The sequence below is a fragment of the Pseudomonas sichuanensis genome (assembly GCF_024749065.1).
GTDB lineage: Bacteria > Pseudomonadota > Gammaproteobacteria > Pseudomonadales > Pseudomonadaceae > Aquipseudomonas > Aquipseudomonas sichuanensis.
In genome coordinates this window covers 1,892,880-1,909,397 of the sequence record NZ_CP087185.1, presented here as the reverse complement: position 1 = coordinate 1,909,397, position 16,518 = coordinate 1,892,880, and the positions used below count along the sequence as shown (strand labels likewise).

16 protein-coding genes and 1 pseudogene are annotated in these 16,518 nt (G+C 56.6%); 8 read left to right on the top strand and 9 right to left on the bottom strand.

Going from position 1 to position 16,518, the window contains the following annotated elements:
* Positions 1 to 41: 41 nt before the first annotated feature.
* The 3 genes from acnA to aer all read left to right on the top strand — a co-directional run bounded on the left by acnA (position 42) and on the right by aer (position 5,422).
* Positions 42 to 2,783 (top strand): aconitate hydratase AcnA, encoded by a 2,742-nt coding sequence (acnA, locus tag LOY51_RS08890; RefSeq protein ID WP_258645753.1) that lies wholly within the window; start codon positions 42 to 44, stop codon positions 2,781 to 2,783.
* A 97-nt stretch (positions 2,784 to 2,880) separates the two neighbouring features.
* Complete coding sequence (locus LOY51_RS08885) at positions 2,881 to 3,657, top strand: CPBP family glutamic-type intramembrane protease (protein ID WP_125857983.1); 777 nt, start codon at positions 2,881 to 2,883, stop codon at positions 3,655 to 3,657.
* Positions 3,658 to 3,856: 199 nt separating this feature from the next.
* Entirely contained in the window at positions 3,857 to 5,422 is a 1,566-nt protein-coding gene (gene aer, locus LOY51_RS08880; protein WP_125463347.1) for a methyl-accepting chemotaxis protein, read from the top strand.
* Positions 5,423 to 5,543: 121 nt separating this feature from the next.
* On the opposite strand, the gene LOY51_RS08875 is transcribed toward aer, so the two are convergent.
* The 4 genes from LOY51_RS08875 to LOY51_RS08860 form a co-directional block, all read right to left on the bottom strand.
* Entirely contained in the window at positions 5,544 to 6,428 is an 885-nt protein-coding gene (locus LOY51_RS08875) for a pseudouridine synthase (protein ID WP_125857982.1), read from the bottom strand.
* A gap of 30 nt (positions 6,429 to 6,458) precedes the next feature.
* Positions 6,459 to 6,788, bottom strand: a complete 330-nt coding sequence (locus tag LOY51_RS08870) for a transcriptional regulator (RefSeq protein ID WP_110993572.1) — start codon at positions 6,786 to 6,788, stop codon at positions 6,459 to 6,461.
* Positions 6,789 to 6,855: 67 nt separating this feature from the next.
* A complete protein-coding gene (locus LOY51_RS08865) occupies positions 6,856 to 7,092 on the bottom strand; it encodes a glutaredoxin family protein (RefSeq protein WP_125463345.1) in 237 nt (78 codons plus the stop codon).
* A 74-nt stretch (positions 7,093 to 7,166) separates the two neighbouring features.
* Positions 7,167 to 8,375, bottom strand: a complete 1,209-nt coding sequence (locus LOY51_RS08860) for an ammonium transporter (protein WP_125857981.1) — start codon at positions 8,373 to 8,375, stop codon at positions 7,167 to 7,169.
* Positions 8,376 to 8,676: 301 nt separating this feature from the next.
* On the opposite strand from LOY51_RS08860, the gene LOY51_RS08855 reads away from it, so the two are divergent.
* The 4 genes and pseudogenes from LOY51_RS08855 to dgt form a co-directional block, all read left to right on the top strand.
* On the top strand, positions 8,677 to 8,988 hold the full coding sequence (locus LOY51_RS08855; protein WP_258645748.1) for an ElaB/YgaM/YqjD family protein: 312 nt from the start codon (positions 8,677 to 8,679) through the stop codon (positions 8,986 to 8,988).
* Between the two features lie 9 nt (positions 8,989 to 8,997).
* On the top strand, positions 8,998 to 9,372 hold the full coding sequence (locus tag LOY51_RS08850) for a phage holin family protein (RefSeq protein WP_110993575.1): 375 nt from the start codon (positions 8,998 to 9,000) through the stop codon (positions 9,370 to 9,372).
* Positions 9,369 to 9,698 carry a hypothetical protein gene (locus LOY51_RS08845; protein WP_125857979.1) on the top strand — a complete coding sequence of 110 codons (330 nt, stop codon included), beginning with the start codon at positions 9,369 to 9,371 and terminating at the stop codon, positions 9,696 to 9,698. Before LOY51_RS08850 ends, LOY51_RS08845 begins: the two co-directional genes overlap by 4 nt.
* 73 nt (positions 9,699 to 9,771) lie before the next feature.
* Positions 9,772 to 10,395: pseudogene (gene dgt / locus LOY51_RS08840) on the top strand (dGTP triphosphohydrolase); the annotation flags it as partial.
* Between the two features lie 162 nt (positions 10,396 to 10,557).
* Here dgt and LOY51_RS08835 read toward each other — a convergent pair.
* The gene (locus tag LOY51_RS08835; RefSeq protein WP_258645747.1) at positions 10,558 to 11,913 is read right to left on the bottom strand and encodes a deoxyguanosinetriphosphate triphosphohydrolase; all 1,356 of its coding nucleotides are present in this window, start codon (positions 11,911 to 11,913) and stop codon (positions 10,558 to 10,560) included.
* A 245-nt stretch (positions 11,914 to 12,158) separates the two neighbouring features.
* Between LOY51_RS08835 and LOY51_RS08830 the strand changes: the two genes are divergently transcribed.
* Entirely contained in the window at positions 12,159 to 13,847 is a 1,689-nt protein-coding gene (locus tag LOY51_RS08830; RefSeq protein ID WP_258645745.1) for an LA2681 family HEPN domain-containing protein, read from the top strand.
* Between the two features lie 198 nt (positions 13,848 to 14,045).
* Here LOY51_RS08830 and LOY51_RS08825 read toward each other — a convergent pair whose 3' ends face one another.
* The 4 genes from LOY51_RS08825 to LOY51_RS08810 form a co-directional block, all read right to left on the bottom strand.
* Entirely contained in the window at positions 14,046 to 14,591 is a 546-nt protein-coding gene (locus LOY51_RS08825) for a hypothetical protein (protein ID WP_258645744.1), read from the bottom strand.
* A 9-nt stretch (positions 14,592 to 14,600) separates the two neighbouring features.
* On the bottom strand, positions 14,601 to 15,146 hold the full coding sequence (locus tag LOY51_RS08820; protein ID WP_258645742.1) for a hypothetical protein: 546 nt from the start codon (positions 15,144 to 15,146) through the stop codon (positions 14,601 to 14,603).
* 18 nt (positions 15,147 to 15,164) lie between these two features.
* Positions 15,165 to 15,710: a hypothetical protein gene (locus LOY51_RS08815; protein WP_258645741.1), complete on the bottom strand. Its 546-nt coding sequence runs from the start codon at positions 15,708 to 15,710 to the stop codon at positions 15,165 to 15,167.
* Between the two features lie 73 nt (positions 15,711 to 15,783).
* Positions 15,784 to 16,518, bottom strand: coding sequence for a hypothetical protein (locus LOY51_RS08810; protein ID WP_258645740.1), 735 nt, complete (start codon positions 16,516 to 16,518; stop codon positions 15,784 to 15,786).

The following is a 16,518-nucleotide window of genomic DNA, read 5'->3' as shown; positions in this document are numbered from 1 at the left end:
CCTTTGGCAGTCGCCGGGCACCGGAGCACAAGGAGTTGTCAATGCCCTCGCTCGATAGCCTGAAAACCCTCAAGTCGCTGCAGGTGGCCGATCACACCTACCACTATTTCAGCCTCGCCGAAGCCGCCCGCCAGCTGGGCGACCTGCAACGCCTGCCGATGTCGCTGAAAGTGCTGCTGGAGAACCTGCTGCGCTGGGAGGACGGCAAGACCGTGACCGGCGACGATCTGCATGCCCTGGCCGGCTGGCTCAAGGATCGCCGCTCGGACCGCGAGATCCAGTACCGCCCGGCGCGGGTCCTGATGCAGGACTTCACCGGCGTACCGGCCGTGGTCGACCTGGCGGCCATGCGCGCTGCCATGGACAAGGCCGGTGGCGACCCGCAGCGCATCAACCCGCTGTCGCCGGTGGACCTGGTGATCGACCACTCGGTGATGGTCGACCGCTATGCCAGCCCCGCCGCCTTCGCCCAGAACGTCGACATCGAGATGCAGCGCAATGGCGAGCGCTACGCGTTCCTGCGCTGGGGCCAGAACGCCTTCGACAACTTCCGCGTGGTGCCGCCGGGCACCGGCATCTGCCACCAGGTCAACCTGGAATACCTCGGGCGCACGGTCTGGACCCGCGACGAGGACGGGCGCACCTACGCCTTCCCCGACACCCTGGTCGGCACCGATTCGCACACCACCATGATCAACGGCCTGGGCGTGCTCGGCTGGGGCGTGGGCGGCATCGAGGCCGAGGCGGCCATGCTCGGCCAGCCGGTGTCGATGCTGATCCCCGAGGTAATCGGCTTCAAGCTCACCGGCAAGCTGCGCGAGGGCATCACCGCCACCGACCTGGTGCTGACCGTGACGCAGATGCTGCGCAAGAAAGGTGTGGTGGGCAAATTCGTCGAGTTCTACGGCGACGGCCTGGCCGATCTGCCGCTGGCCGACCGCGCCACGATCGCCAACATGGCCCCGGAATACGGCGCCACCTGCGGCTTCTTCCCGGTCGACCAGGTGACCCTCGACTACCTGCGCCTGTCGGGCCGCCCGGAGCAGGCGGTGCAACTGGTCGAAGCCTATTGCAAGGCCCAGGGCCTGTGGCGCCTGCCCGGCCAGGAACCGCTGTTCAGCGACAGCCTGGCGCTGGACATGCATGAGGTCGAAGCCAGCCTGGCCGGCCCCAAGCGCCCGCAGGACCGGGTAGCCCTGAACCAGGTTCGCCAAGCCTTCGACCAATTCATCGAGCTACAGCCCAAGCCACTGGCCAAGGATGTCGGGCGCCTGGAAAGCGAAGGCGGTGGCGGCGTGGCCGTGGGCAATGCCGACCAGGCCGGCGAGATCGACTACAGCCATGCCGGCCAGACTCACACCCTGCGTGACGGCGCGGTGGTGATCGCCGCCATTACCTCGTGCACCAACACCTCCAACCCGAGCGTGATGATGGCTGCCGGGCTGGTGGCGAAAAAAGCCGTGGAAAAGGGCCTGCAACGCAAGCCCTGGGTCAAGAGTTCGCTGGCCCCCGGCTCCAAGGTGGTCACCGACTACTACAAGGCCGCCGGCCTGACCCCTTACCTGGACCAGCTGGGCTTCGACCTGGTGGGTTATGGCTGCACCACCTGCATCGGCAACTCAGGGCCGCTTGACGAGGCCATCGAACAAGCCATTGGCAGCGCCGACCTGACGGTCGCCTCGGTGCTGTCGGGCAACCGCAACTTCGAGGGCCGGGTGCATCCGCTGGTGAAAACCAACTGGCTGGCCTCGCCACCGCTGGTGGTGGCCTACGCCCTGGCCGGCAGCGTGCGCGTGGACCTGAGCCAGGATGCCCTGGGCACGGGCAAGGATGGCCAACCGGTCTATCTGCGCGATATCTGGCCCAGCCAGCAGGAGATTGCCGCAGCGGTCAGCAACGTCGACACGCGCATGTTCCACAAGGAATACGCCGAAGTGTTCGCCGGTGACGCCCAGTGGCAGGCCATCGAGGTACCACAGGCGGCCACCTATGTCTGGCAGGACGACTCCACCTACATCCAGCACCCGCCGTTCTTCGACGACATTGGCGGCCCGCTGCCGCAGATCACCGATATTCAAGGGGCTCGCATCCTCGCCCTGCTCGGCGACTCGGTGACCACCGACCATATTTCTCCGGCCGGCAACATCAAGGCCGAAAGCCCCGCCGGGCGCTACCTGCGCGAAAAGGGCGTGGAACCGCGCGACTTCAACTCCTATGGCTCGCGCCGCGGCAACCACGAAGTGATGATGCGCGGCACGTTCGCCAATATTCGCATCCGCAACGAAATGCTCGGCGGCGAGGAAGGCGGCAACACACTGCATGTGCCGAGCGGCGAAAAGCTGTCGATCTATGACGCCGCCATGCGCTACCAGCAGGAACGTACGCCGCTGGTGGTGATCGCCGGGCAAGAATACGGCACCGGCTCCAGCCGCGACTGGGCGGCCAAAGGCACCAACCTGCTGGGGGTCAAGGCCGTGCTGGCGGAAAGCTTCGAGCGCATCCACCGCTCCAATCTGGTGGGCATGGGCGTGTTGCCTCTGCAGTTCAAGGCCGGTGACGACCGTAAGCGCCTGGGGCTGACCGGCAAGGAGCGCATCGATGTGCTGGGGCTTGGCGGCGCGCAGATCCGCCCGGGGATGAGCCTGCCATTGCGTATTACCCGTGAGGACGGGCAACAGACGCAGATCGAGGTGCTGTGCCGGATCGACACGCTCAATGAGGTGGAATACTTCAAGGCGGGGGGCATCCTGCACTATGTGCTGCGGCAACTGATTGCAGGGTGATCATGGCCAGGGGCCACTTATTGGCCCCTGATCAGGTGTCCTGAAGGGCGCGAGCTCAGTCGAAGCAGTTCCGCACTCGCTGCCACAAGGATTTTGCATGTCGTTGCCCCACTGGATCGCGCTGGGCCTGCTGGCCCTCGGCTATTGCTTTGCACTGGCCCACGGCAGCCTCGGCCTGGCTGCCCTGCCCAGCCTGCTCGCCCTGTTGTGCACCGCCCTGCTGGTACGGCGCAGGGTGCGCTGGCAACAGACCCTCGGCCACCTGCTGTTCATCGGCATGGCTGCAGCACTGGCCCTGCATTGGCTGCCGGGCTTCAATAGCGCCAAGGTCATCGACAAGGCTGTGTTCAGCCAGGGTGCGCTGCCGTTCTCGATGTACCTGAACCTGGACAAGCCGCTGATCAGCCTGTGGCTGCTGCTGGCCTGCCCGTGGCTGGTGGTGTTGCGCGGGCGGGGGCTGGCGCTGAGCCTGCTCGCCATCCTGCCGCTGACCCTGCTCGCCTGCCTGGGCGGCGCCTGGTCTCTGGGGCTGGTGGCCTGGGCTCCGAAATGGCCGGACCAGGCCTGGCTGTGGCTGTTGAACAACCTGCTGCTGGTCAGCCTGACCGAAGAACTGCTGTTTCGCGGTTACATCCAGGGCGGCCTGCAACGTCTGTTCAGGCATGACGGCCTGGCGTTGCTGGCAGCAGCGCTGCTGTTCGGCCTGGCTCACCTGGGGGGCGGCTGGCAGTGGTTCTACCTGGCGACGTTGGCAGGGGTGGGTTACGGCCTGGCGTACCGCCATGGCGGGCTGGCTGCAGCGGTGGCCTGCCATGCCTGCGTCAACCTGGCGCACTTCGCGGGCTTCAGTTACCCGATGCTGGCACTTGGCTGAGCAATCGGTCATGATCCGACCTGATCGTCATAAACCATAAATAAAGCTGCAATATTGACGGCAACGTACGCGAACGCGTGGGCTTAAACCACAATCGCCGCATGCATCCGTTGCGCCAGATCAATGCAAGTTAAATATTCATTCAATAAAACCAGCGGCTTGCCGATACCTGTCGAAAGCCTTGCGGATTGAACAGCCAATGCGTAACAACCAGCCGATTACCCAGAGAGAACGGACTTTCCCTGCCCAACAGCGGTTGATCTCCACGACCAATGCCAAAGGCGTGATCACCTACTGCAACGATGCCTTCGTCGAGATCAGTGGTTTCTCTCGCGAGGAACTCATGGGCGCGGCGCACAACCTGGTGCGTCACCCCGATGTACCGCCTGCGGTGTTTGCCCACATGTGGCAGACCCTCAAGCAAGGCCTGCCATGGATGGGCATCGTCAAGAACCGCTGCAAGTCCGGCGACCACTACTGGGTCAACGCCTACGTCACCCCTGTATTCGAGAAAAACCAGGTGGTTGGCTATGAGTCGGTGCGGGTCAAACCCACCGCCGAGCAGATCCGCCGCGCCGAAGGCCTGTACCAGCGCATCAACCAGGGCAAGTCAGCGATCCCGCGCCGCGACCAGTGGCTGCCGGTGCTGCAGGACTGGCTGCCGTTCATCCTGATCAGCCAGGTCGGCTTCCTGATCGGCAACTGGCTCGGCCACTCCTGGGGCTTCGCCCTGGCCGCCGGCCTGTCGGTCCCGCTGGGCCTGCTCGGCCTGAGCTGGCAGCAGCGCGGCCTCAAGCGCCTGCTGCGTCTGGCCGAACAGAGCACGTCCGACCCGCTGATCGCGCAGATGTACACCGACAGCCGCGGCGTCCAGGCACGCCTGGAAATGGCCATGCTCAGCCAGGACGCACGGATGAAGACCTGCCTGACCCGCCTGCAGGACAGCGCCGAACAGCTCAGCGACCAGGCCCGCCAGTCCGACACCCTCGCTCACCAGAGCTCGTCGGGCCTGGAGCGCCAGCGCGTGGAAACCGAGCAGGTGGCCGCCGCCGTCAACCAGATGGCCGCCACTACCCAGGAAGTGGCCAACCACGTTCAGCGCACCGCCGATGCCACCCAGGAAGCCAACCGCCTGACCAGCCAGGGCCGCAACATTGCCGGCGAAACCCGTGACGCCATCGAGCGCCTGTCGGCTGCCGTGGGCGAGACTGGCCTGACCGTGACGCAACTGGCCAAGGACAGCGACGAAATCGGTGGCGTGGTCGATGTGATCAAGGGCATTGCCGACCAGACCAACCTGCTGGCGCTCAACGCCGCCATCGAAGCAGCTCGTGCCGGTGAGATGGGCCGAGGTTTCGCCGTGGTTGCCGACGAAGTTCGCCAGCTGGCCCAGCGCACCGCCGAGTCCACCGGGCAGATCCACGGCCTGATCGCCAAGCTGCAACAGACCGCCAACAACGCGGTGCAGACCATGGAGACCGGCCACCGCCAGGCCCAGGAAGGTGTCGAGCGGGTCATGGAAGCCGACCAGGCGCTGGTGGGCATCAGCGAAGCGGTCGCCAACATTACCGACATGGCCACCCAGATCGCCGCCGCCACCGAAGAGCAGACCGCGGTGGCCGAAGAGATCAGCCGCAACATCAGCACCATTGCCGACCTGGCCGACCAGACCGCCGGCCAGGCCCAGCGCTCGGCGCTGCTCAGCGAAGAGCTGACCAGCACCGCCGGCACGCAGTACTCGTTGGTGGAGCGCTTCAACCGCTAAAGCCTGTACGAACCATCGCGGGGCAAGTCGCATCGGCGCACCGCCGCTCCCACAGGTCTGGCACTCTGCACAGGACTTGTGGGAGCGGCGGTGCGCCGATGCGACTTGCCCCGCGATGCTTTTACCAGTCCAGTTTCAGCCTGCTCTCGAAGTAACGCGCCTCACCCGTCAACGGATCTTCGAAGCGCAGGCTCTGGGCCAGCAGCTTCAATGGCCGCTCATAGTCATCCTGTTCCTCGACCAGCTGCGGGTAGAACGGATCGTTGCAGATCCCCGCCCCCAGCGCCGCCATGTGCACCCGCAACTGATGGGTCTTGCCGGTGACCGGCGACAGTCCATAGCGCCACAACCCACCGTTCTTTTCCAGCACACAGGCATGGGTTTCACTGTTATCGGCCCCTTGCACTTCATGCATGCGGAAGAACGGCTCGCCATGCACCAGGCGGCTGCAATGCACCAAGGGGAAATCATGCTGCGGCAGCGCAGCGGCGATGGCCTGGTAGTGCTTGTCGATGCGCCGCTCGGGGAACAGCCGCTGATAGGCACCCCGGGTTTGCGGGTTGGCCGAGAACAACACCAGCCCCGCGGTGTGACGGTCGATGCGGTGCAGCGGCACCAGGTGCGGGTTGTCCAGCCGGCGGATCAAGCGGCGCAGCAAGGTCTGCTCGACATACTCGCCAGTGGGCGTTACCGGCAGGAAATGCGGCTTGTCCGCCACCACCAGATGCTCATCCATGTGCAGGATCTGCTCCTGTACCGGGATCGGCTTCTCGTTGGGTACTTCACGAAAGTAATGCAGGCGCATGCCCTGGCGGTAGGCAAGGTCGGCGGCAATCGCCTGGCCTTGCGCGTCCAGCACCCGGCCCCGGGCGAAACGGTCCAGCCACTGCTCACGGTCGATGCCCTTGAAGTGATCGCACAGGCAATCGAGCACTGTCGCCCAGCGCCCGGGCGGCAGGCATACCGTGCTGGCTTGCAGGTGGGCAGGGTTGAAAGGCGTGGTCATCGTCGGGCTCTGCTGATCGGGAGCCGGGCATTATCCCCCAGCCTGCGCGGCGCAACCAGCCTCGCCGGCCGGCTCGCAGCGCGCCTTGAGCCAGCGCAGCACCTGCACCGCATCCCAGCGCCCGGGGTCGAACAAGGCGTAGCTCAGGCCTTGGTAGCCAACCACGTCCAGCGGCCGGTGAAAGCCGGCGCGCTGGAACAATGCCTCGATCTCGGCGAAACAGGTATTGAAATGGACCTTGCCGAACGGCGTCTGCTCATCGGTGACGATGCCGTCGAGGCGCAGTTCCAGCACGGCGTCGCACACACGCTCCGGGGCCATGTGGTTGATGCTGTACTTGAGTTGCTCGACATTGAGCATGGCTTCACCTCGATACTGTATTTATATACAGCATACGGAGCAGGCCACGCCGTCGTCAATGCGCGGCTCAGCGCAGGAAGGCCACCACCTGCTCGGCATCGAAGGGCCAGTTCAGCTCGGCCCCGGTATCACAGCGGCGCAATACCGGGATGGTCAGGCTGTAGCGCTCGAACAGCACCTCGGCGTCGGCAATGTCGACCAGCTCGACCAGCAAGCCATGCTCGACGAACGGCATCAACATGGCCTCGGCCACTTCACACAGATGGCACCCGAGGGTGCCGAACAGCTGGCATTCAGGGAGCATGGGGCAAACCCGGAAATCGAAGATAAGGGATGCTTATTCTAGGTCCGTGCTTGCCATCGCGCACCTGCGCCAGGTCAATCCTGGCTGGTGGCGCCAATGCGGTGCAGCGACAGGTCGGCCCCTTGGAACTCCTGTTCGTGGCTCAGGCGCAGGCCGTGCACCGCCTTGATCAGGCCGTACACGACAAAACCGCCGGCCAGCGCTACCAGCACACCGGCCAAGCTGCCAAGCAACTGGCTGACCAGGCTCACGCCACCCAGGCCGCCCAGTGCGGCCTGGCCGAACACGCCACAGGCGATGCCGCCCCACACCCCACACACACCGTGCAGCGGCCAGACACCGAGCACATCGTCGATCTTCCAACGGTTCTGCGCCGCGGTGAAGCACCAGACGAACAGGCCGCCTGCGATGAGGCCGGTGGCCAGCGCACCGATCGGGTGCATCAGGTCGGAACCGGCGCAGACCGCCACCAACCCTGCCAGCGGGCCGTTATGCAGGAAGCCGGGGTCGTTGCGCCCGGCCACCAGCGCCGACACGGTGCCGCCGACCATGGCCATCAGCGAGTTGATCGCTACCAGGCCGCTCACCCCTTGCAGGGTCTGTGCGCTCATTACGTTGAAGCCGAACCAGCCGATGATCAGGATCCACGAACCCAGCGCCAGGAACGGAATGCTCGACGGCGCGAACGCCACCAGCCGGCCATCGCGATAACGGCCACGGCGCGCACCCAGCAGGATCACCGCCGCCAGCGCCAGCCAGCCGCCCATGGCGTGCACCACCACGGAGCCGGCAAAGTCATGGAAGGGTGCACCGAAGCGCGCCTGCAACCAGGCCTGCCAGCCGAAGTTGCCATTCCACACCACACCCTCGAAGAAGGGGTAGATGAACGCCACGATCAACGCAGTGGCGCACAGCTGCGGGACGAACCGCGCACGCTCGGCGATGCCGCCGGAGATGATCGCCGGGATTGCAGCGGCGAATGTCAGCAGGAAGAAGCACTTGACCAGTGCATAGCCATGATCGTTGGCCAGCACTGCCGCGGGCTGGAAAAAGGTCACGCCATAGGCGATCCAGTAACCGATGAAGAAGTACGCCAGCGCCGAGATGGCGAAGTCGCTGAGGATCTTCGACAGGGCGTTGACCTGGTTCTTGTGGCGCACGGTTCCGACTTCGAGAAAGGCGAAGCCGGCGTGCATGGCCAGCACCAGGATGGCGCCCATGAGGATGAACAGGGTGTTGGAGCCATGGACCAGGGAGTCCATCGCGCTGTGCATGTTTTCCATGAAGAGGCAGGCCTGCAAAAAGGCACCAGGACAGTTCAAGAACCGGCATCCCTGCACCGAATCGGTGCCAGGCGCCTGCCCCGCTTCTGTGAGTGGGTGAACGCCTGCGTGGTTTTTTCTTGGGTTTGTCGTGGATTGGGTTAAGGTTTAGCGTGATCCGCGAGACGGCTGCACGGTTTCGGCGCGCACGCTTGCGAGCGCGCCTCGAACATAAGCAAGCGCTGTACCAGCACATCGCGCTGAACCTTCCGCGCCCGCCATCACTCGAAATAGCCACACACATCCACAGGGAGAGGCCCATATGGCCAGCAAATCGGCAAAGACTGCTCAAGACATACTGATGGCTGACTTCCAGGCCCTGGTCCGCGACACCGAGAAATTGCTCGCCGACACCGCCAACCTCGCCGGCGACCAGGCTGACGAGCTGCGCGAACAGATCCACGAGCGCCTGGCCCAGGCCCGCGAAACCCTGCAACTCACCCAGGACTCGGTACGCCTACGCGGCCAGGCGGCCGTGGGCAGCGCCGAGCAATACGTGCAGGAAAACCCTTGGCAGGCGATCGGTATCGCTGCCGGCGTCGGCCTGCTGATCGGCCTGCTGGCCAAGCGCTGAGGAGCCGCCATGGACAACGACGCCATCGGCGCCGGCGCGTCCGGCCGGCGCCTGGGCGCCGCGATGCTGGGCCTGCTGCACAGCCACATCGAGCTGTTCGGCATTGAGCTGCAGGAGCAGAAGGGGCGCACCCTGCGCCTGCTGCTGTTCGCCGGCCTGGCACTGGTGTTCGCCCTGCTGCTGCTCACCGCCCTATCGGGGCTGGTACTGGTGCTGCTGTGGGACAGCTATCGACTGGCCGGGATCATCGGCCTGTGCCTGTTCTACGGCATCGCCGCGCTGTACTGCGGCCTGCGCCTGAAAGCGGCGGTGTTCGATGAGTCATCGCCATTCAGCGCCACGCTCGAAGAGCTGGCCAAGGACCGGGAGCGCCTGCTGCCATGAACCTGCCCGAAATGCCCGACACACGTAACCCGCGTGAGCTGCGCAAGGCGCTGCTGCGCCTGCGCATGGAGATGCACCGCCAGCAGATCAGCCACGAAACCAGCCAGATGCTCGAACCGGCGCGCCGCCTGCGCGGCATGGGTAGCTCGCTTGGCGAAGGCCTGGGGGTCAAGCACGGCTCGCTGTGGGGCCTGGGCGCTATCGTCGCGCTGGGCTTTCTCACTGGCAAAGGCGTGCGCAGTGGCAACATCAGTCGCCTGCTGCAGCTGGGCACCAGCCTGGCGCCACTGATCCGCCTGTTCCTGAGCAGCAGCCGGCGCCCCTGAACGTCGTGCGCGCCCTTGCCAGGGCGCGCCAGACGCAGGAAGCTATGCCGATACAACGACCGGAGATCGAGCCTTGGACTGGCACACCCTGCTGACCCGCGAACGCCTGGGCAAAGCCCTCTACAGCCCAGAAGAGCTTGGCCGCAGCCCCTTCCACAAGGACCACGACCGCATCATCTTTTCCGGCGCCTTCCGCCGCCTGGGGCGCAAGACCCAGGTACATCCGGTCACCAGCAACGACCATATCCACACCCGCCTCACCCATTCGCTGGAAGTCAGCTGCGTTGGCCGCTCGCTGGGCATGCGTGTTGGCGAAACCCTGCGCGGCGCCCTGCCCGACTGGTGCGAGCCCAGCGACCTGGGGATGATCGTGCAGTCGGCCTGCCTGGCCCACGACATCGGCAACCCACCCTTCGGCCACTCCGGCGAAGACGCCATCCGCCACTGGTTCCAGCAGGCCGCCGGGCGTGGCTGGCTGGACGACATGAGCGACGACCAACGCGCCGACTTCCTCAACTTCGAGGGCAACGCGCAAGGCTTTCGCGTGCTGACCCAGCTCGAATACCACCAGTTCGATGGTGGCACGCGCCTGACCTACGCGACACTGGGCACCTACCTCAAGTACCCCTGGACTTCGCGCCATGCCGACGCACAGGGCTACAAGAAGCACAAGTTCGGTTGCTACCAGAGCGAGCTGTGGCTATAGAAAACAGCCAAAAATGACATTTTTTGAAAATCAACAGCCAAAAAGTTATAAGTGCTACTATTTTGGCATGAAAATTAAGCTTGATAATCAAAAAAAGAATAAGGAGGGCTTTGCTGAGCTTGAGCATACCACCATTGGCGAAAGCCAATCCACCTAAATTCGCTCCCCACCCATACCGCTAAACTGTCGAGCCAAGTGCATGGCGTAGTTATCGGTCATGCCACTAACGTAGTCCAGCACCTGCATAATTGCCGAGTAATCCCTCGAAACATTTCCACAAGAGTTTATAGCATCCAAGTCAAGCCCTAACAAATCAACCACACGCTTGGTCTTTGAGTCAGCTACTCCGCCGTTCTTAGCAAAACTTAGAGCTGCCGAACAACTAACTTGCAACAACGTTGATATAGTGCTGTATGCCCCAATTTCTAGCTCTACCTTACGAGGATGCTGGAAAATTTCCTCTCGGGCAAGAACCTTGGCCGCAGTTACGCAATCACGTACATTGTTACTGCACAGCTCAAATATACCAAGAGCGTTCCCGGCCATAATCTGATCATAATTACCCATAAATGCAGCCACCCCGGCATCTACAAAGGCCGAGATTACCTTACCACGAGCCATCGACAACCTACGTCCAACTTTCATTCCCTGCGTTTCTTTGGCCAACTGGTCCCGTTGCTGCTCATCAAGAACAAGGCACAAAATATCAAAAACCTTGTCCCATTCTAGAATACCCATCTCCACACCATCCTCCAAATCAAGAATGGCGTAGCAAAAATCATCTGAAACTTCCATCAGGTTAGCTAGCGGATGCCTGCAACGCCAGCCATCACCAAGCTTTAATAACCCCGTCGCGTCCGCTACCTCATCGAAAAAACCAAGCTCCGAGCAGTAAATACCGTATTTATTCTTAATAGGCCGCAACTGATTGACTGCATCACCTGCCATCCACGGATACTTTATAAAAGCCCCCAATGATGCATAAGTTAGACGCATACCCCCATCATACGGATGATACTCTGAGGTTGTTAACACTCGGAAACCTTGGGCGTTCCCTTCAAATCTACGGAAGTCAGTAGCTTCATTGAAAGGCAAATGCTCAATCATCTTCGCACCTGCATCATTAGTGAACCAATGACGTATGGCCTCTTCACCAGTGTGTCCGAATGGTGGGTTGCCAATGTCGTGAGCGAGACATGCAGTCTGTACGATGTCGCCAATGTCCGAAGCTGAATAGTAATCAGAAATTAGCTTTTCCTTCAAAAGCTCCTGCCCAACTCGAACTCCGAGTGTCCTACCTACACAAGCCACCTCCAAACTATGGGTCAGGCGATTATGCACATGGTCATTGGTCGCCAGAGGATGTACCTGAGTCTTTCTTGCAAGGCGTCTGAACGCACCTGAGAAAATGACTTTATCGTGGTCAGAGTGGAAGGGGGAACGACCAAGCTCCGACTTCGGGGGCCGCCCGCCTAAGCGAGTGGTGTTCAACAAACTGTCCCAACTCATGCTAGGCATACTACTACCTTAAACAAGCGAAATTTCATAAGCATAGCTCAGACACTAACATTATCAATCAAAACCATGTGAAAAAACCTCGAATCACGCAACCTGTAAAAACCGCCTATACAAACCTCATACCACACAGCCCAAACAAAGACTAACGCCGCATCTATCACGCTACTTTACCAACCCCTACACAACGGAATATAATTTCATGTATCGTCCCTGAAAAATCTTACAGGAGGTTAGATATGACTGAAAAACCGCTCAACAATCGAGAAATAGATAAAATCAGTCAAAAAATGGATTTACTGATAGAAACCTCAAGCACCAACCTAATAAATTACTGCCAGATAGTCCAACAAAAGAAAGGTGAAACCAAATTCCTAACAGCTCAACTGTATTACACAGTCGGCACCGGATATTACTCAGCATACAGAGCTATAATCGCGGACGAGTGGAGTTCACCTCACATAAAAAGAGCTATCTATTATTTGCGGAAAGCCTTGCATGAGCTGAGCAGTCAAAAAGATAAATACTATAGCTTTGAAAGCTCTAAAGGACTTTCCCACTTTAGCACTGCACACCTACGCTCAAAAATAAGTATAAATCTTGCAAACTACCTGACTGAGCAACATCGACATCTTGAAGCCTTAGAATTTTATGATTTAGCTATTGATGAAAACAATGCTTTCGGCCTCACCACCAAAGCACGATGCCTGATAGAAGCTAGCGAGAACATATATGATGAAAACTCAAGATTCTTTTTTTACAAACATTCATATATACTTTCTAAAAAAGCAAAATCATCAGAAAGCGTAAGTACCCCGGGAGAACAAGACTTATTTGAGCAGCTGAGTTATCGTCTTAACCATTACTGCGATTGGTTCGAGGTCCAATACCCTGAATATATAGATTTTGACCACTCAGACACTCACAAAGAAAAATTTATGAATAGGAAGCATAAATCATATCTTGATTGGACGGGAAAGAATAAACTATTCCTAAATTTCACAAACAATTTAATTACAGCAGAATACGCATACGAGGATTGTCTTTCCCTACCGCCATTTAGCGGAAAAATCAATCACCTACTACTCCCCAGTGAAGAGCTTGCGTACCACTCTCATTTTGAAGAAATAAAAGACACCTATAAATATGCTAGATACCTATTCCATACAGCCTTACAAATCCCAATCGAAACTGAGCATATGTATAATTCGACAACCTCACAAGTCGAAAGCTATGATTCGACCTTTTACGACTTAAAAACCAATCACTACAGAACAGCCCTTCGCTGCCTTTATTCAATACAAGACAAAATCGCTTACTTCATCTATAAGTTTTTTAAAGTCCCAGACAGTGAAATACCCGAACACAAAGTCAATATAAACAGCATATTTTCTTCTAACCAAAAACCCGCTTTTTGGTTAAGTGAAGTCAAAAACCCATATTTGAGAGCACTTTATTTTCTGAGCCAAGACATACATGATACTGGTGAAAAGAACAGCACTACCAATAAAGATCTTAACGCCAAACTTTTCCTAGCCGATGTTAACTACCCAAGAGCAAACGTTGTAAACAAAATACGGAATGCTCTTGAGCATAAATCGCTGAAAATAGTTGACTCGTTCGGATATGAGCTATCCCAGAAACCCTATAACCCGGAAAACACCCTAAAAGCCGCCGAAACAAAGCTGAGCGAGCTGGACACTGATAGCGAAGAGCACAAAGAACTAGTTGAGCTTATAAAAGAAAAAAAACGGCTCCAGTCGTATGGTGAAGCCATATCAATCGAAGACCTTGAGCAGCAGATCATGGGCCTATTCAAAATGTCTAAAACGGCAATGATGTACCTAGCCTTGTCCATTCATCATCAAGAAAAATCGCTGCCTGACGATGACAGTCTAATTGTATCTAGAGAGGTTCCCTACCGCTAACGCTAGCTATCCATGTGGTGCAGACCTTTAGGGGAAACCCTGAAATAGCGAACTGATGACTTATTGCCTCTTCACTAGTGTATCAAAAAGGCGGTTTGCCAATATCGTGAGCGAGTGGTGAAGGCAATAAAATTTAGTTGACGAGCACAAAAAAGGCCACCTTACAAGACGACCTTAAAATCAAAAGAATTTACGAAACTACCAAATCATCCCCCTTTCCTCAGCCGACTTCAGCCGCTCACCATAGGGGCTCTTATTGAATTGCTCGACCTTTTTGTAAGTCATCAGCTTCTGGGGCTTATCAGAATCGTACTTACTGGAAAAGGCTTGAAACTCATTTTCACCTACGGTCTGGATATGCATCTGTAGCTCTGGACTTTCCATTCCGTAGAGTTCGACAAAGCCGGTAATCTCACTCTGTCTGGCAATCATGACTGCCTCCTTGCTGACTTTATCATAAGTATAAAAGGTAGCTTTAACCATGATGGCATTACCCAGTGAAGTATCAGGCCGACCAAAATATGGATTATCATAGGCCTCAAATATTACACCACCGTTAATTTCCTTGGTCTGACCGAGCCATCTATAGCCTTCAATAACTTTAGCCACTGACTTGATAGGACCCGAGTATTCGAGACTAGTTCTCAAGTGGTCAAGCTCCACCCTTTCATAGGCTTGTGCATTTACCACTAACGACGACGCAACTAAAACCACAGAAAAACAAAACCCAATAAACCTCTTCATATTTCCTCCTTAAAATACCATCCCGCTATCACTGGCAGACTTCAAACGTTCACCGTGCGGGCTTTTATTAAACTGCTCAACCTTCTTGTAGGTCATCAACTTATGGGAACTATCAGAATCATATTTACTGGAAAAAGCTTGGAACTCGTTTTCGCCTACGGTTTTGATATGAATCTGGAGTTCGGGGCTTTCCATTCCGTAGAGTTCAACAAAGCCGGCAATTTCACTCTGTCTGGCAATCATGATTGCTTCTTTACTCACTTGGTCGTAAGTATAAAAGGTTGCCTTAACCATGATGGCATTGCCCAATGAGGTGTCAGCTCGACCAAAATATTTATTATCATAAGCTTCAAAGACTACTCCGCCATTCATTTCCTTAGTCTGACCAAGCCATTTGTAGCCCTCAATGACCTTAGCTATTGACTTAATAGGACCGGAATATTCAACGCTAGTCCTATCGTGGTCAAGCTCTACTCGTTCATATGCTTGTGCGGTAGATGCCAATGATGAAGCGGACAAAATTACTGAAAAGCACAATCCGATGGTATTTTTCATTATTAAACTAAGCCTTCCTCAAAAAAAAGTTCCGTCTTCTTCTGCCGATTTTAGTCTTTCACCATAAGGGCTTTTATTGAACTGTTGGACTTTCTTGTAGGTCATCAACTTTTTGGGATTATCAAAGTCATATTTACTGGAAAACGCTTGGAACTCATTTTCACCTACGGTTTTGATATGCATCTGCAATTCTGGGCTTTCCATTCCGTAGAGTTCAACAAAGCCGGAAATTTCACTCTGCCTAGCAATCATGATTGCTTCTTTACTCACTTGGTCGTAAGTATAGAAAGTAGCCTTAACCAAGATAGCATTACCCAATGAGGTATCAGCTCGGCCAAAGTATTTATTGTCGTACGCTTCAAACACTACGCCACCATTCATTTCCTTAGTCTGGCCAAGCCACCTGTAACCCTCAATGACCTTAGCGACCGAATTGATAGGACCGGAATATTCAATGCTAGCCCTATCGTGATTAAGCTCTAACCTCTCGTAGGCTTGTGCATTGCTTAATACTGATGACGCAATTAGGACTACCGCAAAACAAAACCCAATAGATTTATTCATTTTTTTCCTAAAAATCACATAAGACAAATGGCTTTATTCAAAACAATGAAAGCACAGAAAACAAACATGTAATCTATTTTGTCTTTCTGCCCAACCTCTCGATATCCTTTTCCTTGCCCGACACCACATATATATACCCTCCGACCACGAACAAGCCTGAAACCAAGCCCCATGTCGAAGATGAAGATATAAATGTATTTAAACTTAAGATATTTGCGAGAAGCATGACCTTCACAGTGAAGAACACTGGCATAACTGCACAGACACCACAAACAAACCTTACAAGCTTAGTATTCACCTCTGGATGCTCGGCCATAACAGATTTGTAATCATGTTTAAAGGCCAAGTAAAAATTCATCAGCGTGGATAGAAAAGGGGTTAGAAAGCCGACAAAGGCTATAACAGCAATGATAATGGACTTTGCTTTCAGCTTTTTAAATGGGTTTGCAGCCCTCACAACGACGCCTGCAGCATCCTCACTTAAACTCTTACTTTCCTCCGCACCCGTGGCCTCGCCCAATTGGGATTTAGAGTATGTGGAAATCCTCCCCCCCCTCTCACCCACATATAGAATATCATCTACATGAACGTCTCCATCATCTACCTTTAACAGAAACAGCCTACCCGTTTCTTCATCCTCTAAAGCATAATGATAAACAGACTTCCACTTAATATCTTTTACATCTTGCTTCTCTGTTTTTAACTCACCCAGCCATGTCCTATCATGATATACAGAACTATAATGCTCACCGCCAGCGAGCCTGAGGGCTCTCTTCTCTCTCACAACAGTCTTGTAGATCCTTAACAT